Raw genomic sequence first — 15,621 nt, forward strand, 5'->3', positions numbered from 1 at the left:
CGCCAGTCGGCTTGAAGCCGCAGCGGGGATGTTCAATGATGTGAATTCCGATTGTCACGAGGAGTTCGCCATGGAGCATGCCCTGCAGCCCTATACCGCACTGGTTCCGCGTACCGACAAGCTGGTGGTGCAGAAGGCCGGACACACGGCCCTGCTGACCATCGACAACCCGCCCGCCAACACCTGGGATACCGACACCCTCCACGGACTTCACGAGCTGATCGGCCATCTCAGCGACGACCCGGACATCTACGCTTTGGTGATCATTGGTCGCGGCAACCGATTCTTCTCCGCTGGCGCCGACCTGAAGATATTTGCCGAGGGCGACAAGGCCCAGGCGCGGCTGATCGCCCGGCTGTTCGGCCAGGCGTTCGAAGCCTTGCGGGATTTTTCCGGTGTTACCATCGCCGCACTGAATGGCTACGCCATGGGCGGCGGCCTTGAGTGCGCGCTGGCTTGCGACATCCGCATTGCCGAGCGCCAGGTGCAGCTGGGGCTGCCGGAAGCGAGTGTCGGCCTGCTGCCCTGTGCCGGCGGCACCCAGGCGCTGGCCTGGCTGGTGGGCGAGGGTTGGGCCAAGCGCATGATTCTCTGCGGTGAACGCATTGATGGCGTCAAGGCTGAGCGTATCGGTCTGGTCGAGGAGGTAGTAGAGGAGGGGCAGGCGCTGGCCACGGCGTTGCGCCTGGCGGCCCAGGTGAGCCGGCAGAGCCCGCAGGCAGTCAAGGCCTGCAAGCAGCTTATCCAGGGCGGACGCAGCCAGCCGCTGAATACCTTGCTGACAGCCGAGCGCGAGCGTTTTGTCGATCTGTTCGATCTGGAGGACACCCGGGAAGGGGTCAGCGCCTTCCTGGAAAAGCGCCCACCCCAATGGACCAATCGCTGAGCGAGGCTGCTCAGGCGCCGCGCCACTCCTTCACCAGCTGCTGGACCAATTCGGCGGCGGGCAAGGCGCGGGCCAGTGGCGCGCCCTGGCCAGCCCACTGGGCGGCGAAGGCGTGGTTGCCCTGTTGACTGGCGGCGGCATGCAACTGCTTGGCTGCGTCATAGGCAATCGGGTAGTCCGCTGGCGCCGGGCTGCCGGGAGCGTCGGCATGGGCGATGAAGCGATTGAGCATCCCCCGCGCCGGTCGGCCCGACAGGCTGGCGGTCATCCGCGTGGTGGCGGCGCGCTCGCTCTGCAGCGCCTGGCGGTAGGCATCGTTCGCCGAGGATTCCGGGCAGAGAATGAAAGCCGTGCCGAGCTGAGCAGCCGCGGCGCCCAGGTCCAGGGCGGCGCGAATACCCTGGCCGTCCATGATGCCGCCGGCGGAGATGACCGGCAGGCTGACCTGCTGCACCAGAAGCCGTACCAGTACCGCAGTGCTCAGTTGCTCATCTTCCGCGGTGGGATCGAACATGCCGCGATGCCCACCTGCCTCGAATCCCTGAGCAACGATACCATCCAGGCCGGCCTGTTCAATCTGCCGGGCTTCCGTCAGATTGGTCGCCGTAGCCAGCAGACAGATGCCTGCTTGCTGCAGCGCCTGGATGCGTTCCGCACTGGGCAGGCCGAAATGGAAACTGACCACGGCCGGCCGCGTGGCCAGCAGCATGTCGAAGATCTGATCGTCTTCGATGAAGCTTGGGTAGCCGGCCTGGATGCTAGCAGGCACCGGCACCCCGACTTCGGCAAACAGCGGTGCCAGGTGCTGCAGCCAGGCCGCCTCGCGGGCCGCATCCGGTTGGGCGGGTGCGTGGCAGAACAGGTTGATGTTGAAGGGCCTGTCGGTGAGCGCGCGGGTCTGCTCGATCATCTGCCGGGCCTGATCCACCGGGCTGGGGCCGATGCCCAGCGAGCCCAGGCCACCGGCGTTACACACCGCGGCGGCCAGCTGGGGCGTGGCCACGCCGGCCATCGGTGCCTGGATGATCGGCAGGTCGATGCCGAGGCGGTCTAGAAACGAGCTAGTAGCCATGTTGATCTCCTGCAGTGAAGTAGGGGCGCCGGGGCTGGTTCAGCCAAGCAAGGCCATGGCCGCTTCCATTTCCGCCGACAGGTCCTCGTCCGCCTGTTCGCCGGTTGGGTCGAGGCCGAGGCGGGCGAAGGATGAGATGTCGCTCCAGTCCATCTGGGCATGGGGATGGTCGCTGCCGGCCAGGCTCTGCAACAGGGCAACCTGGACGATGTCGGCGTAATCGACCTCCGCGGGTGCGCGCTGGAAGTCCAGGTGCTGGCTGGGGACGTGGCGCAGCGGCTGCGGGAAGTCCCAGGCGGCGAGGATACGGTCGCCCAGCACCGGGTGGATTCGCTCGATGACCAGGTCGAGGCTGGCGGAATCGTCGAGCAGCTCGCTGTTCTCCTCCGCGTAGCTGAGGATCGGCAGTACCCCGATCTGGTGCACCAACCCGGCCAGGGTGGCCTGGTCGGCCTTGAGTCGAGTGTAGTGCTGGCACAGTACATGGCTGATGCCAGCCACTTCCGTGCTGCGCGCCCAAACCTCGCGCATCTTGCGGTCGATGATATCGGTGGTCGCCTGGAATAGCTGCGCCATCGCCAGGCCGGTGGCCAGGTTGGCGGTGTAGACCACCCCCAGCCGGTTGACGGCCATGGTCAGGTCGGTAATGGTCTGGCGCGAGCGCAGCAGCGGGCTGTTGACCACCTTGATCAAGCGGGCGCTGAGGGCGGTATCGGTGCTGATCTGGCGTACCAGTTCGGCGATGCTGACATCCGGGTTCTCGGCCGCCTCGCGAATGCGCAGGGCGACTTCGGGCAGGGTCGGCAACACCAGTTGGTCGCGCTCGATTGCTTGAATCAGTTCATCCTGTACACGCAGAGCCAGATCGGTCATGACATTCTTCCTTGATTGATTATGCTCCAGCCGCCTCGGCAGCCAGCTGAGGGTCGTAGGGTAGCGTGGCCACTGCCAAAGGTGGCTCGCTGATATCACTCAGGCACAGAGTGGTCGATTGTGCCGCTTCATTCTGCAAAACCGCAAGCAGTTCGATATGGTCTTCGCCGCGCGCGGCTGCCACCACTTCGCCAAGGTCCCGGCCATTGTCGCCGTCGAGGATGGCGGCGCCCGGTGCCGGCAGTTGGTCCCCGGCCCAGGTCAGGCGGTACATGCGCTTCTTCAGTTTGCCCAGGTACTGCATGCGAGCCACGATTTCCTGGCCGGTGTAACAGCCCTTGCGAAAGCTGACGCCACCCAAGTGCTGCAGGTTGAGCATCTGCGGAATGAAGCTCTCGCGGGTCTGGCTGTGTACTTGGCCGATGCCAAGGCGGATCAGTTGCAATTGCCAGGCGTTCAGGGCGTCGGGTTCGGCCTGCTGGGCCATGACCTCGATACGTTCCTGCGCCCGGTCGGCCGGTAACCAGAGTTCCAGGGTGTCCTCGGCCAGTGCGACCGCCAGACCCGCCGCGGGAACGCCCGCCGCGGGATCGCCCGCATCGGTTGCCAGGCCTGCCGCCGCCAGCGCCTGCCGGGCTTGCTGGCCCCAGAGGCCCAGGCGTACCCATTGGTCAGTGCAATCACTGAGTTTCACCTTGAAGAAGGCCGCGTATTTCGCCAGGTCGGTCTGCTGCGGCTCGAGCAGTTCCGCATCCATTGCCAGCAGAAAGTGGTCGTCCGTCAGTTTGAGCAGTCGGAAGCTGGACTGCATCCGGCCCTTGGGATTGCAGCGGGCGCCGAGGGTGCTGCTGCCGGCGGGCAGGGTGGCTACATCACAGGTGAGCTGGCCTTGCAGAAAACGGGTCGCATCAACGCCGCTGACCTCGAGGATGCGTTCATGATCGAGCAACGCCAGTGCAGTAGGGGGCGCGGGTAATAGCGATTGCTGGGGAAACAGCGCGGAGAGATCTCGGGTGTCATGCATGATTCTGGCTCACTCCGGTGGATTTGAATGATGGTGCAGCTATTCTGTCACATGATAGGGGGCTGTCTGTGGCTTGTCAGTGCCTTGGGCAGGCGCAGCGGGTATAATGCCAGTCATGAAGGCGAAGCAATCGATTGGAGATGGGTTAATGACGGCTGAAGTGGAAAAGAAGCGACTGTACTGGCATAGCCGACGCGGCATGCTCGAGCTGGATGTTCTGCTGCTGCCGTTTCTGGAAGAGGTGTATTCGTCCCTGGACGAAGAAGATCAGGCTCGCTATCGGCGATTGCTGGAGTGCGAAGATCAGGACATGTTCGTCTGGTTCATGCAGCGTGGCGAGCCGGAGGATCCGGATTTGCGGCGCATCGTTAGGATGATATTGGATCGTGTCCAACCCGACTGATTCACTGCTGCTCAAACGCCAGCCGTCGCGCTGGCTGGGTGGGCTCATCATATTGATGACCATGCTCGGCTGCATGGCGCTGTATCGCAGCGCGCTGCCAACCCTGCCGGCATCGCTGTGCGCCTTGCTGCTACTGGCCTACTGTCTGTGGATCTGGCCGCGCCAGGTCAGCCTGCGCCACGCCCATTCGGTTACCGGGCTGCGCTTCGACAGCCAGGGTTGGCATGTGCTGCGGCGTGACGGCTCGGAAATGGGCGCCCGTTTGCTGGCCGATACCTACGTCAGCGCGGTATTGACCGTGGTGCGTTTGCGCGAGCCGGGGCGGCTGTTGCCGGTGTCGGTGATCCTGCCGGCAGACGCCGCCGCGGAAGACTCGCTGCGGCGCCTGCGGTTGCGGTTGCGCTTCAGTCGTCAGCGCTGGGCGGCTGCAGAATAGTATCCCGGGCCTCGTCTAGCAGCTCGGGATAATCCAGGGTGTAGTGCAGGCCGCGGCTTTCATGGCGCAGCATGGCCGAGCGGATGATCAGGTCGGCGACCACCGCCAGGTTGCGCAGCTCCAGCAAATCCCGCGATACGGTGTAGTTGCTGTAGAACTCGTGGATCTCCGCCAGCAGCATGTCCACCCGGTGCTTGGCCCGCTGCAGGCGCTTGGTCGTCCGCACGATGCCGACGTAATCCCACATGAAGCGCCGCAACTCATCCCAGTTGTGCGAAATGATCACGTCCTCATCCGAATCGGTTACCTGGCTTTCATCCCAGTGCGGCAGGTTCTGGGGCAGCTGCGTGTGTGGCAGCTTCTGCAGGATGTCGCGGCTGGCGGCGCGCCCGTAGACGATGCACTCGAGCAGGGAATTGCTGGCCATGCGATTGGCCCCATGCAGGCCGGTGAAGCTGGTTTCGCCGATGGCGTAGAGATGATCGAGATCGGTCAGGCCGGTGTCGTCGACCATGACGCCACCACAGGTGTAATGTGCCGCCGGCACCACCGGTATGGGTTCGCGAGTGATGTCGATGCCGAAACTCAGGCAGCGCTCGTGCACGGTGGGAAAGTGCTGGCGAATGAAATCGGCCGGCTTGTGGCTGATGTCCAGGTAGACGCAGTCCAGGCCCAGGCGCTTCATTTCATGGTCAATGGCCCGGGCGACGATATCCCGGGGTGCCAGCTCGGCGCGCTCATCAAACTGCGGCATGAAGCGGCTGCCATCGGGCAGCTTCAGCACGGCGCCTTCACCCCGCAGGGCTTCGGTGATGAGAAAGCTCTTGGCCCGGGGATGATACAGACAGGTCGGATGGAACTGGTTGAATTCCATATTGGCCACCCGGCAGCCGGCGCGCCAGGCCATGGCGATGCCGTCACCGGAGGCGCTGTCGGGATTGCTGGTATAGAGGTAGACCTTGCTGGCGCCACCGGTCGCCAGGACCGTGAAGCGGGCGCCGAAGGTTTCCACATGGCCGCTGCTGCGATTGAGAATATAGGCGCCCAGGCAGCGGTTGCCCGCCTGGCCCAGTTTGGCGGTGGTGATCAGGTCCACCGCGACGTGGTCTTCCAGCAGCTCGATATTGGCGTGGGTCTGCGCCTTCTGCAGCAGGGTATTGAAGATCGCCGCGCCGGTGGCGTCGGCCGCGTGAATGATGCGGCGATGGCTGTGCCCACCCTCCCGGGTGAGGTGGAAGTCGTCGGTCTCGGAGCCATCCTCGCGCCGCCCGCGGGTAAAGGGCACGCCCTGATCCACCAGCCAGCCGATTGCATCGCGACTGTCGCCGACGATCTGACGAACGGCATCCTCGTGGCAGAGTCCGCCACCGGCAATCAGGGTGTCCTGCACGTGGGCATCGACGGTATCCGCGTCATCCAGCACCGCCGCCACGCCCCCTTGCGCCCAGAAGGTCGAACCCTCCGATAATCGGCCCTTGCTGATCACCGCTATGCGCAGATTGTCCGCCAGATGCAGCGCCAGGGTCAGCCCAGCTGCGCCGCTGCCGATTACCAGTACATCGTATTGCCGTTGTCGGGTCATTGGGGTCTCTTGTCGGATTCCGGGGCGCGTGCGTGGCGGGTTGAAACCGCTGGTCTCCGCGTTCTGCCGGGGTAGTATATATAAGGCAACTGCTTCACAATACTGCCACATGATGCGGGCGCGCGGTGTGACTGACTGCCAGGATGTCATCATTTGGCCATTGCACTGCGGAACTTTTTGAACGTCGCAGGCTCATACTGCTGAACCTAGTGAGGGGAGAACTTTTGGTTACGTCGCGGGTCTATCGCAATAGAATAAATCCGGCGGATCGATGCGGTGGTGCCGGAAAATGACTGAACAAACCGACCAACAACTGGTCGAACGGGTGCAACAGGGGGATAAGCGTGCCTTCGACCTGCTGGTGCTCAAGTACCAGCACAAGATATTGGCCTTGGTCACCCGTTTTGTGCATGACTCCCATGAGGCCCAGGATGTGGCCCAGGAGGCTTTCATCAAGGCCTATCGTGCCTTGGCGAATTTCAGGGGGGATAGCGCTTTTTATACCTGGCTGTATCGGATCGCGATCAATACGGCCAAGAATTACCTGGTAGCCAGGGGTAGACGTCCGCCCGATTCGGATATCGCCGCCGAGGATGCCGAATACTATGACGGCGACAGTGCCCTCAAGGATATTCACTCTCCTGAGCGTGACCTCCTGCGGGACGAAATCGAGCAGGTGGTCAACAGGACGTTGCAGTTATTGCCAGAAGATTTGCGAATGGCGCTGACATTGCGCGAATTCGAAGGTCTCAGTTATGAAGATATTGCCAATGTGATGGAATGCCCGGTGGGGACTGTGCGATCAAGGATTTTCAGAGCACGGGAGGCCATCGACAAAGCCCTGAAACCTCTGCTTGAAGCGTGAGGAGCAAGGGGAACGGTGACGCCCCAGCGGGGCCTATAAAGTAGAGGTAGAGCAATGACAAGCGAATCCTTGCGGGAGACTCTCTCCGCGCTCATGGATGACGAGGCAGAGCAACTGGAACTGCGCCGAGTCCTTCATGCCGGTGAACAGGATCCGGACGTCCGTCGTAGCTGGGAGCGTTACCAGCTGGCGCGGTCCGTCATGCACAAGGAACCCTGGCAGCCAGGTATCGATCTGTCTGCCGGTATAGCGGCGGCGTTGGCGGATGAGCCAACGCCTGCTGTGGCCCCGACCGTGACACCCTCTCGCTGGAAACTCCAGCTGGGTCGGGTGGCGGTGGCGGCCTCGGTCACCCTGGCGGTATTGGTGGGGGTCCGTATGGTCAACCAGCAGAGCGTGCCGGATGCCAGCAATACCATGGCCGCGGTCGAGCGCACGGCGCCCGCTGCTGCCGCGGCGGCAGCCTTGCCTGCCCAGGCGAAGCCGGGTGCCGTATTGGCTGGCTTCTCCTCGCTGGCAGACCAGAACCAGCCTAAGCCGGTTGCCGCCGGTCCGTCGGCCTGGCAGGAGCAGCGTATTGGCAGCTATCTGCGCCGCCATGCGGAAAATAGTGCCCAATCAGGGGCGAATGTCGTTCCCTACGCCCGCGCAGCGAGCCTGGAAAACAATTAGTGTCACGATTGAAGTACGTGCTGGGGTGGTCCGGATTGGCCACCCTGTTGCTGTCTTCCAGCCTCGCCGCTAAAGACAGTCTCCAGTGGCTGGAGCGCATGGAACGGGCGGCCCGTGAACAGAGTTATCACGGTGCCTATGTTTACGAGCGCTCCGGAATTTTCACCACCCAGAACATCTGGCGCCGGGTCGATGACGGCCAGGTCCATGAGCGTTTAGTGCAAAGCGCGGGTCGGCATCAGGAATGGGTGCGCCGTGATGGCCGCCTGGTCTGTGCCACTTCCCTCACCGAGGGTCGAACGCCGCAGAACGTACCCCACCTAGGCAAGGATGTAAGCAAGCTTGCACAGTGGTATGGCCTGCGGGTGCTGGGCGATACGCATATCGCCTCGCGCCCGGTGACGGTCGTGTCGGTGCAGCCGCTCGACGCCTTTCGCTACGCCTATGAGCTGTACCTGGACAAGGAAACCGGGCTGCTGCTCAAATCCCTGTTGGTCGATGATAGCCGCGAACTGCTGGAGCGTTTCCAATTCGCTACCGTCAGCTTCGATCGACCCTCCCGTCAGGATTTGCAGCCCGGTAGTTCCTGTCTCGAACTCCCGGCGCCTGTTGAAATCGCGACGGATGATGTGACCTTCTGGGAGCCGCTGTGGCTGCCCCCGGGCTTCAGTCTCGGCCATCGCGAAGTGCAGACCTTGAAAGGCAGTGAGGCGCCCATCGCCACCCAGATCTATACGGACGGTCTGGCGCGTTTCACCTTGTTCATCGAGCCGCTGGGCAGAGATAGTCTGGCCGAGGATCTGCGTGCGCAGCTCGGGCCCACGGTGGCCGTGAGTCGCCGCCTGGTCGCCGAGGATAACCTGTACCTGGCCACGGTGGTGGGGGAAATCCCGCCCATGACTGCCGAGCGGATCGCCGAGTCTCTCAGCCAGGCCGTGACCGGCACGCAGCGATGATCGAAGAGCGCGGCAGGGTGGTCAGCGTAGAGGGCAAGACCCTGTGGGTTGAAACCATTCGCCGCTCCGCCTGCGGCAGTTGCCAGGCCCGCGCCGGCTGTGGCCAGGCGCTGTTGCAGCGCCTCGGCGGCGCCCGTCAGGGGCTTGTTCGTGTGCTCGACGACGGCGGCAGCCGCGTCGGCGACGAGATTGTCATCGGGGTGCCGGAAACGGCTGTGGTCCGCGGCTCCTCGCTGGTCTATCTGGTTCCCCTGCTGGGCTTGTTCGGTTTCTCATTGCTGGCTCAGGCGGTGGGCGCCGGCGAGCCGATGATCATTATTGCCGGTTTCGTCGGGCTTGCCCTGGGCTTCATCTCTCTCCGCTGGTATACCATCCGACTGAATGAAGATCCGGCGTTCGTGCCACAGGTGGTGAGCCGGACAGGTAAACCGAATTTTGTCAGCGATATTCATGTAAGGAGCGATTGTTGATGATCACAGTACAGCGATGGGTGCTCGGAATTGTCGGTGTCTGGTTGATGACCTGGCAGACACTTGCCGTAGCCGCGAACCTGCCTGATTTCACCGAGCTGGTTGAAGAGGCTTCCCCGGCGGTGGTCAATATCAGTACGCGCCAGAACGTCAATCCACGTTCGGCTGCCATGGGTCCGATGATGCCGGACCTGGAAGGGCTGCCGCCGATCTTCCGTGAGTTCTTCGAGCGCAGCTTTCCGGGCGGTTCCCAGTCAGCACCCCAGCGCCAGGCCCAGTCCCTGGGGTCGGGCTTCATTGTATCGAAGGACGGTTATGTCCTGACCAACAATCACGTGGTGGCCGATGCGGACGAGATCTTCGTGCGCCTGTCCGACCGCCGCGAGATGGAAGCCGAGCTGATCGGCGCGGATCCGCGGTCCGACCTGGCGCTGCTGAAGATCGAGGCGGGGGCTGACCTGCCGGTGGTACGCATGGGCAAGTCCGCTGACCTGAAGACCGGCGAGTGGGTGCTGGCAATCGGTTCGCCTTTCGGTTTCGAATACTCGGTGACGGCCGGTATCGTCAGCGCCAAGGGCCGCAGCCTGCCCAATGAGAGCTATGTGCCCTTCATCCAGACGGATGTGGCAATCAACCCCGGCAACTCCGGTGGTCCGCTGTTCAACCTGGACGGGGAGGTGGTCGGCATCAACTCCCAGATCTTCACCCGTTCCGGTGGCTTCATGGGGCTGTCGTTCGCCATTCCGGTGGATGTGGCGATGGATGTGGTCGAGCAGTTGAAGAGCGAAGGCACGGTGCGTCGTGGTTGGCTGGGCGTGGTCATCCAGGAAGTGAACAAGGATCTGGCTGAATCCTTCGGTCTGGAACGCCCCGCCGGTGCGCTGGTGGCCCAGGTCATGCCGGGCGGCCCTGGTGACAAGGGTGGTCTGAAGGCCGGTGATGTGATCCTCAAGCTCAACGGCGAAGACATCATCATGTCTTCCGACCTGCCTCACGCGGTCGGCCGCATGCGTCCCGGCAGCAAGGCCACCATGGACATCATCCGGGATCGCAAGCGCCAGAAGCTGCAGATCGAGATCGGTGCACTGGCGGAAGACGACGCCATGGCCGCAGGCCCGGGCGCGCCGTCCCCGAGCGCTCCGGCCGCTACTGACAATCGCCTCGGTATTGCCGTGGTCGAGCTGACGGATGAACAGAAAAAGAGCCTGGATGTGCCCGCCGGTGTAGTGGTTCGCGAGGTGCGTCCGGGTCCGGGTGCGATGATTGGCCTGCGTCCGGGTGATGTCATCACCAATCTGAACAACCGGGTAGTCGCAACTGCTGCCGATTTCGCCGAGATCGCCAGCAAGCTGCCGGCTAATCGCTCTGTTTCCATGCGCGTTATCCGCCAGGGGCGCGCGAGTTACATCACCTTCCGTCTGGCCGAGTAATCCGACAGGCAGTAGCCGGGCGGATGCCGACATGATCGCATCGCGCCCGGCACAGATAGCGCCGCGCAGTGTAATCGGGTAGACTTGCGGGCTGTTTTCGGGGTAAGCCCCGGTCACCGCCATGTCTGGCAAACCACGTCTGGAAGAACCCTGCAGTGAGCGACCTGAGCCTGATTCGCAATTTTTCAATTATTGCCCATATCGACCACGGCAAGTCGACGCTTGCCGACCGCTTCATCCAGATCTGCGGAGGGCTGACCGAGCGCGAGATGGCCGCCCAGGTACTGGACTCGATGGACCTGGAGCGCGAGCGCGGGATCACCATCAAGGCCCACAGCGTCACGCTGTACTACCCGGCGAAGGATGGCAAGACCTACCAGCTCAACTTTATCGATACTCCCGGCCACGTGGACTTTCACTATGAGGTCAGCCGTTCGCTGGCTGCCTGTGAAGGCGCGCTGTTGGTGGTAGATGCGGCGCAGGGTGTCGAAGCCCAGTCGGTTGCCAACTGCTATACCGCGATCGAGCAGGGCCTCGAAGTGATGCCGGTGCTCAACAAGATCGATCTGCCCCAGGCTGAGCCCGAGCGGGTACAGGCCGAGATCGAGAGCGTGATCGGTATCGACGCTACGGATGCGGTGACCTGCAGCGCCAAGAGCGGTCTGGGCGTCGAAGACGTGCTGGAGCGGCTGATTGCAGTGATTCCGCCGCCGGTAGGCGAAATCGAGGCGCCGCTGCAGGCGTTGATCATTGATTCCTGGTTCGACAACTACCTGGGCGTGGTGTCGCTGGTGCGGGTCAAGCAGGGCCGCATCAAGAAAGGCGACAAGGTGCTGGTCAAGTCCACCGGCCGGGTCCACCAGGTCGACAGCGTCGGCGTATTCAACCCCAAGCACACCGAAACCGCCGATCTCAAGGCGGGCGAAGTGGGCTTCATCATCGCCGGCATCAAGGAGATCCAGGGCGCCCCGGTGGGTGACACCCTGACCCTGTCGAATACCCCCGATGTGGACATGCTGCCGGGCTTCAAGAAGGTCCAGCCCCAGGTGTATGCCGGCCTGTTCCCGGTTAGCTCCGATGATTTCGAAGATTTCCGCGACGCGTTGGAAAAGCTCACGCTCAACGACGCGGCGCTGCAATACGAGCCGGAAAGCTCGGACGCGTTGGGCTTCGGCTTCCGCATCGGCTTCCTCGGCATGCTGCATATGGAGATCATCCAGGAGCGGCTCGAGCGCGAGTATGACCTGGACCTGATCACCACGGCGCCCACGGTGGTGTTCGAGGTGCTGAAGAAGGATGGCCAGGTAATCTACGTAGACAACCCGTCGCGCCTGCCCGACCCCTCGCTGATCGAGGAGATGCGTGAACCCATCGTTCGGGCCAATATCCTGGTACCCCAGGATCACCTGGGCAGTGTCATCACGCTCTGTATCGAAAAGCGCGGCGTACAGCGGGACATGGTCTTCCTCGGCACCCAGGTCCAGGTGGCGTATGACCTGCCGATGAACGAGGTGGTATTGGACTTCTTCGACCGCCTGAAGTCGGTCAGTCGGGGCTACGCCTCCCTGGATTACGCCTTTGATCGCTTCCAGGCCGCCAAGCTGGTGCGTCTGGATATCCTGATCAACAACGAGAAGGTCGATGCCCTAGCCTTGATCGTGCACCGCGACAACGCTGCTTTCCGCGGGCGCCAGCTGGTCGAGAAAATGAAGGAATTGATTCCTCGCCAGATGTTCGACGTGGCCATCCAGGCGGCCATGGGCGGGCAGATCGTTGCCCGCTCGACCGTCAAGGCGCTGCGCAAGAACGTTCTGGCCAAGTGCTATGGTGGCGACGCCAGCCGCAAGAAGAAGCTGCTCGAGAAGCAGAAGGCCGGTAAGAAGCGCATGAAACAGGTAGGCAACGTGGAGATCCCGCAGGAGGCCTTCCTGGCTGTCCTGAAGGTGGACAACTAAGGATGCTGATGCTGGCTCATCGCAGCGGCGCGCTCATCAACGGACCCCAGGGGTAACGCAAGACCGATGCATATCAACTTCCCGCTGTTGCTGGTGATTGCCGTGGCCGTCACCGGCCTGTTGGCTCTGGTGGATTATCTCTGGCTGGCGCCCCGTCGTCGGCGTGCCATGGCCGCTTATGAAGCCCAGGTGGCAACGGTCGACCCCGTGACCCTCGAGCGCCTGAACAAGGAGCCGCTGCTGGTCGAGTACGGCAAGTCGTTCTTCCCAGTGTTGGCGGTAGTGCTGGTATTGCGCTCGTTCCTGGTCGAGCCGTTCCAGATTCCCTCGGGATCGATGAAGCCCACCCTGGAGATCGGGGATTTCATCCTGGTCAACAAGTTCTCCTACGGCATTCGTCTGCCGGTGCTCGATACCAAGATCATCCCCGTGGGCGATCCGCAGCGGGGCGACGTGATGGTCTTCCGTTATCCCAACGATCCGCGGATCAACTACATCAAGCGCGTGGTTGGCCTGCCGGGTGACCATGTCCGCTACGCCGACAAGCAGCTGTTCGTCAACGGCGAGCCCGTGGCGCGGGAGCGCCTGCGCACCGTGGCCGATGACGAGGTGCCCGCGGGCCATCCCCTGCAAGCCATGGCCAAGGTGGATATTTACCTCGAAGAGCTGGGCGAGCAGGCCCACGAGGCGCGGTACAAGCGACTGTCGCAGACCCCTGCGGAGCGGGAGTGGACAGTGCCGCCAGGTCACTACTTCATGGTGGGCGACAACCGCGACAATTCCAACGACAGCCGCTACTGGTCTGCCCCGGACATGCCCCGGGAGTTGTGGGGCATGGTCCCGGACAACTATATTGTCGGCAAGGCCTTTGCGGTATGGATGCACTGGCCCGAACCCAAGCTCAGTAATCTGCCAAGCTTCACCAGAGCCGGGCTGATCAACTAGGCAGCCCCGCGGGAGTCTGCGGGGGCTGTGGCTGGATGATCTTCTGCCAGGGAGATGGCAGCACACAACATCAACAACGGACGTACGAGGTTATCCATGCGCAATTCTCAGAAGGGCATGTCTTTTTTTGGCTGGCTGGCGGTGCTGGTATTGCTGGTCTTCGCCGCGGTCACGGCCATGAAGCTGGTGCCGATCTATCTGGATCACTTTTCGCTGCGCAAGATTGTCACGGCGGCGAACGACGACCCTTCGGTCAAGATCAACTCCCTGCGGGACATGCATGCCCACATCAACAAGGGCATGCAGATCAATGGCATTCGCGACCTCAGGGCCGAAGACGTGATCACTGTCACCAGCAGCGGAACCGACGCTTATACTGTCGTTATCAAGTATGAGGTGCGTGCACCCATGCTGCGAACCGTGGACCTGCTGGTCCATTTCGATGAAACCCATATTGTCAGACCGCTAAAGTGAGCAACAAGCTAGACCGACTGGAAAGAAAGATAGGGTACAGTTTCAAGGATCCGGACCTGCTGGTCCTGGCGCTGACCCACCGCAGCCTGGGTGGGCGCAATAACGAACGCCTGGAATTCCTCGGCGACTCGATCCTCAACTTCGTCGCCGCGGAAGCGCTGTTCGAGCGTTTCCCGCAGGCGCGGGAAGGGCAGCTGTCGCGCCTGCGGGCGCGCCTGGTCAAAGGCGTGACGCTGGCCGAGCTGGCCAAGGGCTTCGAGCTGGGTGAGTACCTGCGGCTGGGCTCGGGTGAACTGAAAAGTGGCGGCTTCCGCCGTGAATCCATCCTCGCCGACACCACCGAAGCCATCATCGGCGCCATCTACCTCGATAGCGGCATGGAAGCGGCCCGCGAGCGCATCCTGGTATGGCTGGACGGGCATATCGAAACCCTGACCCTGGTGGACAACAACAAGGATCCGAAGACGCGCCTGCAGGAATACCTGCAGGGACAGCACAGCGAGCTGCCGCAGTACGAGGTCATCGATGTCAGTGGTGAGGCACATTGCCGGATATTCCGGGTCGAATGTCGCGTGGCACTGATGACGGGACAGACATTTGGCGTCGGCAGCAGCCGGCGCCTGGCCGAGCAGGAAGCCGCACAGAAAGCCCTGATCGCCATGGGCGTGGAGAAAGTCAATGAGTGATACCGCACCGCGCTGTGGCTATGTTGCCATCGTCGGCCGACCAAACGTGGGCAAGTCGACGCTGCTCAACCATATTCTCGGCCAGAAGCTGGCCATTACCTCGCGCAAGCCGCAGACCACCCGGCACACCCTGCTCGGCATCAAGACCGAAGGTGAGGTCCAAGCCATCTATGTGGATACGCCCGGCTTGCACAAGGATAACGAGAAAGCCCTGAACCGCTACATGAACAAGAGCGCCTCCCAGGCACTGCGGGACGTGGATGTGGTGTTGTTCGTGGTCGACCGCATGCGCTGGACCGAAGAAGACGAAATGGTCTGGAACAAGGTGCGCCATCTCGAGTGCCCGGTGGTACTGGTGGTGAACAAGGTCGACCGCCTGGAAGACAAGAAGGACATGCTGCCGCACCTGGAATGGTTGACCCAGCAGCTGCCCAACGCCGAGGTAGTACCGGTGTCGGCCCTCAACGGCGGCAACCTCGACCATCTGCAGGCGGTGATTGCCGGTTTGCTGCCTGAAGGCGAGCACTTCTACCCGGACGACCAGTTGACCGATCGCAGCTCACGCTTCCTGGCCGCCGAACTGGTGCGGGAAAAGGTCATGCGCCAGCTCGGCGCCGAAATTCCCTACCAGGTGGCGGTGGAGATCGAGCAGTTCAAGCAGGAAGGCAAGGTGCTGCACATCCATGCGCTGATCCTGGTGGAGCGCGAGGGCCAGAAGAAGATCATCATCGGCGACGGTGGCGATCGGATGAAGAAGATTGGTCAGGAAGCGCGGCTGGACATGCAGAAGCTGTTCGGCAGTAAGATCATGCTCAACCTGTGGGTCAAGGTGCGCCGCGGTTGGTCCGATGACGAGCGCGCGCTCAACTCGCTGGGCTATCGCTTCGACTGA

17 protein-coding genes are annotated in these 15,621 nt (G+C 62.5%); 13 read left to right on the forward strand and 4 right to left on the reverse strand.

Annotated elements, in window-relative coordinates; translation table 11 throughout:
• Positions 1 to 70: 70 nt before the first annotated feature.
• Complete coding sequence (locus tag VG99_RS01410) at positions 71 to 886, forward strand: enoyl-CoA hydratase (protein ID WP_044501352.1); 816 nt, start codon at positions 71 to 73, stop codon at positions 884 to 886.
• A gap of 10 nt (positions 887 to 896) precedes the next feature.
• Here the strand turns inward: VG99_RS01410 and VG99_RS01415 are convergent, their stop codons facing one another.
• Genes VG99_RS01415 through ygfZ form a run of 3 tightly spaced genes read right to left on the reverse strand, consistent with a single transcriptional unit; the run spans position 897 to position 3,855 of the window.
• On the reverse strand, positions 897 to 1,958 hold the full coding sequence (locus VG99_RS01415) for an NAD(P)H-dependent flavin oxidoreductase (RefSeq protein WP_044497924.1): 1,062 nt from the start codon (positions 1,956 to 1,958) through the stop codon (positions 897 to 899).
• A gap of 39 nt (positions 1,959 to 1,997) precedes the next feature.
• Entirely contained in the window at positions 1,998 to 2,831 is an 834-nt protein-coding gene (locus VG99_RS01420; RefSeq protein ID WP_044497925.1) for an HDOD domain-containing protein, read from the reverse strand.
• Positions 2,832 to 2,850: 19 nt separating this feature from the next.
• Positions 2,851 to 3,855: a CAF17-like 4Fe-4S cluster assembly/insertion protein YgfZ gene (ygfZ, locus tag VG99_RS01425; RefSeq protein WP_082049959.1), complete on the reverse strand. Its 1,005-nt coding sequence runs from the start codon at positions 3,853 to 3,855 to the stop codon at positions 2,851 to 2,853.
• Between the two features lie 148 nt (positions 3,856 to 4,003).
• On the opposite strand from ygfZ, the gene VG99_RS01430 reads away from it, so the two are divergent.
• Both VG99_RS01430 and VG99_RS01435 read left to right on the forward strand, forming a co-directional pair.
• Entirely contained in the window at positions 4,004 to 4,258 is a 255-nt protein-coding gene (locus VG99_RS01430; protein ID WP_044501354.1) for an FAD assembly factor SdhE, read from the forward strand.
• On the forward strand, positions 4,242 to 4,694 hold the full coding sequence (locus VG99_RS01435; protein ID WP_044497932.1) for a hypothetical protein: 453 nt from the start codon (positions 4,242 to 4,244) through the stop codon (positions 4,692 to 4,694). The genes VG99_RS01430 and VG99_RS01435 overlap by 17 nt, the downstream gene beginning before the upstream one ends.
• Here the strand turns inward: VG99_RS01435 and nadB are convergent.
• The gene (gene nadB / locus VG99_RS01440; protein ID WP_044497934.1) at positions 4,663 to 6,276 is read right to left on the reverse strand and encodes an L-aspartate oxidase; all 1,614 of its coding nucleotides are present in this window, start codon (positions 6,274 to 6,276) and stop codon (positions 4,663 to 4,665) included. The genes VG99_RS01435 and nadB overlap by 32 nt on opposite strands.
• A 289-nt stretch (positions 6,277 to 6,565) precedes the next feature.
• Here nadB and rpoE point away from each other — a divergent pair, with 289 nt between their 5' ends.
• The 10 genes from rpoE (at position 6,566) to era (ending at position 15,621) form a co-directional block, all read left to right on the forward strand.
• Entirely contained in the window at positions 6,566 to 7,141 is a 576-nt protein-coding gene (gene rpoE / locus VG99_RS01445) for an RNA polymerase sigma factor RpoE (RefSeq protein WP_036990964.1), read from the forward strand.
• Positions 7,142 to 7,195: 54 nt separating this feature from the next.
• Positions 7,196 to 7,813, forward strand: coding sequence for a sigma-E factor negative regulatory protein (locus VG99_RS01450; RefSeq protein WP_044497935.1), 618 nt, complete (start codon positions 7,196 to 7,198; stop codon positions 7,811 to 7,813).
• On the forward strand, positions 7,813 to 8,769 hold the full coding sequence (locus VG99_RS01455) for a MucB/RseB C-terminal domain-containing protein (protein ID WP_158023866.1): 957 nt from the start codon (positions 7,813 to 7,815) through the stop codon (positions 8,767 to 8,769). Before VG99_RS01450 ends, VG99_RS01455 begins: the two co-directional genes overlap by 1 nt.
• A complete protein-coding gene (locus VG99_RS01460; protein WP_044497937.1) occupies positions 8,766 to 9,239 on the forward strand; it encodes a SoxR reducing system RseC family protein in 474 nt (157 codons plus the stop codon). Before VG99_RS01455 ends, VG99_RS01460 begins: the two co-directional genes overlap by 4 nt.
• On the forward strand, positions 9,239 to 10,669 hold the full coding sequence (locus tag VG99_RS01465; protein ID WP_044497938.1) for a DegQ family serine endoprotease: 1,431 nt from the start codon (positions 9,239 to 9,241) through the stop codon (positions 10,667 to 10,669). Before VG99_RS01460 ends, VG99_RS01465 begins: the two co-directional genes overlap by 1 nt.
• A gap of 155 nt (positions 10,670 to 10,824) precedes the next feature.
• Entirely contained in the window at positions 10,825 to 12,624 is a 1,800-nt protein-coding gene (gene lepA / locus VG99_RS01470) for a translation elongation factor 4 (protein WP_044497939.1), read from the forward strand.
• Positions 12,625 to 12,690: 66 nt separating this feature from the next.
• Complete coding sequence (gene lepB, locus VG99_RS01475) at positions 12,691 to 13,569, forward strand: signal peptidase I (RefSeq protein ID WP_044497940.1); 879 nt, start codon at positions 12,691 to 12,693, stop codon at positions 13,567 to 13,569.
• Positions 13,570 to 13,665: 96 nt separating this feature from the next.
• Positions 13,666 to 14,043, forward strand: a complete 378-nt coding sequence (locus VG99_RS01480) for a DUF4845 domain-containing protein (protein ID WP_044497941.1) — start codon at positions 13,666 to 13,668, stop codon at positions 14,041 to 14,043.
• A complete protein-coding gene (gene rnc, locus VG99_RS01485) occupies positions 14,040 to 14,729 on the forward strand; it encodes a ribonuclease III (RefSeq protein ID WP_044497943.1) in 690 nt (229 codons plus the stop codon). Before VG99_RS01480 ends, rnc begins: the two co-directional genes overlap by 4 nt.
• Positions 14,722 to 15,621 carry a GTPase Era gene (era, locus tag VG99_RS01490; RefSeq protein WP_044497944.1) on the forward strand — a complete coding sequence of 300 codons (900 nt, stop codon included), beginning with the start codon at positions 14,722 to 14,724 and terminating at the stop codon, positions 15,619 to 15,621. The genes rnc and era overlap by 8 nt, the downstream gene beginning before the upstream one ends.

The organism is Pseudomonas saudimassiliensis (genome assembly GCF_000939975.1).
GTDB lineage: Bacteria > Pseudomonadota > Gammaproteobacteria > Pseudomonadales > Pseudomonadaceae > Halopseudomonas > Halopseudomonas saudimassiliensis.

Coding starts and splice junctions, on each gene's coding strand:
- VG99_RS01410 (WP_044501352.1), top strand. CDS start 71: ATGGAGCATGCCCTGCAGCCCTATACCGCACTGGTTCCGCGTACCGAC.
- VG99_RS01415 (WP_044497924.1), bottom strand. CDS start 1,958: ATGGCTACTAGCTCGTTTCTAGACCGCCTCGGCATCGACCTGCCGATC.
- VG99_RS01420 (WP_044497925.1), bottom strand. CDS start 2,831: ATGACCGATCTGGCTCTGCGTGTACAGGATGAACTGATTCAAGCAATC.
- ygfZ (WP_082049959.1), bottom strand. CDS start 3,855: ATGCATGACACCCGAGATCTCTCCGCGCTGTTTCCCCAGCAATCGCTA.
- VG99_RS01430 (WP_044501354.1), top strand. CDS start 4,004: ATGACGGCTGAAGTGGAAAAGAAGCGACTGTACTGGCATAGCCGACGC.
- nadB (WP_044497934.1), bottom strand. CDS start 6,276: ATGACCCGACAACGGCAATACGATGTACTGGTAATCGGCAGCGGCGCA.
- rpoE (WP_036990964.1), top strand. CDS start 6,566: ATGACTGAACAAACCGACCAACAACTGGTCGAACGGGTGCAACAGGGG.
- VG99_RS01450 (WP_044497935.1), top strand. CDS start 7,196: ATGACAAGCGAATCCTTGCGGGAGACTCTCTCCGCGCTCATGGATGAC.
- VG99_RS01460 (WP_044497937.1), top strand. CDS start 8,766: ATGATCGAAGAGCGCGGCAGGGTGGTCAGCGTAGAGGGCAAGACCCTG.
- VG99_RS01465 (WP_044497938.1), top strand. CDS start 9,239: ATGATCACAGTACAGCGATGGGTGCTCGGAATTGTCGGTGTCTGGTTG.
- lepB (WP_044497940.1), top strand. CDS start 12,691: ATGCATATCAACTTCCCGCTGTTGCTGGTGATTGCCGTGGCCGTCACC.
- VG99_RS01480 (WP_044497941.1), top strand. CDS start 13,666: ATGCGCAATTCTCAGAAGGGCATGTCTTTTTTTGGCTGGCTGGCGGTG.
- era (WP_044497944.1), top strand. CDS start 14,722: ATGAGTGATACCGCACCGCGCTGTGGCTATGTTGCCATCGTCGGCCGA.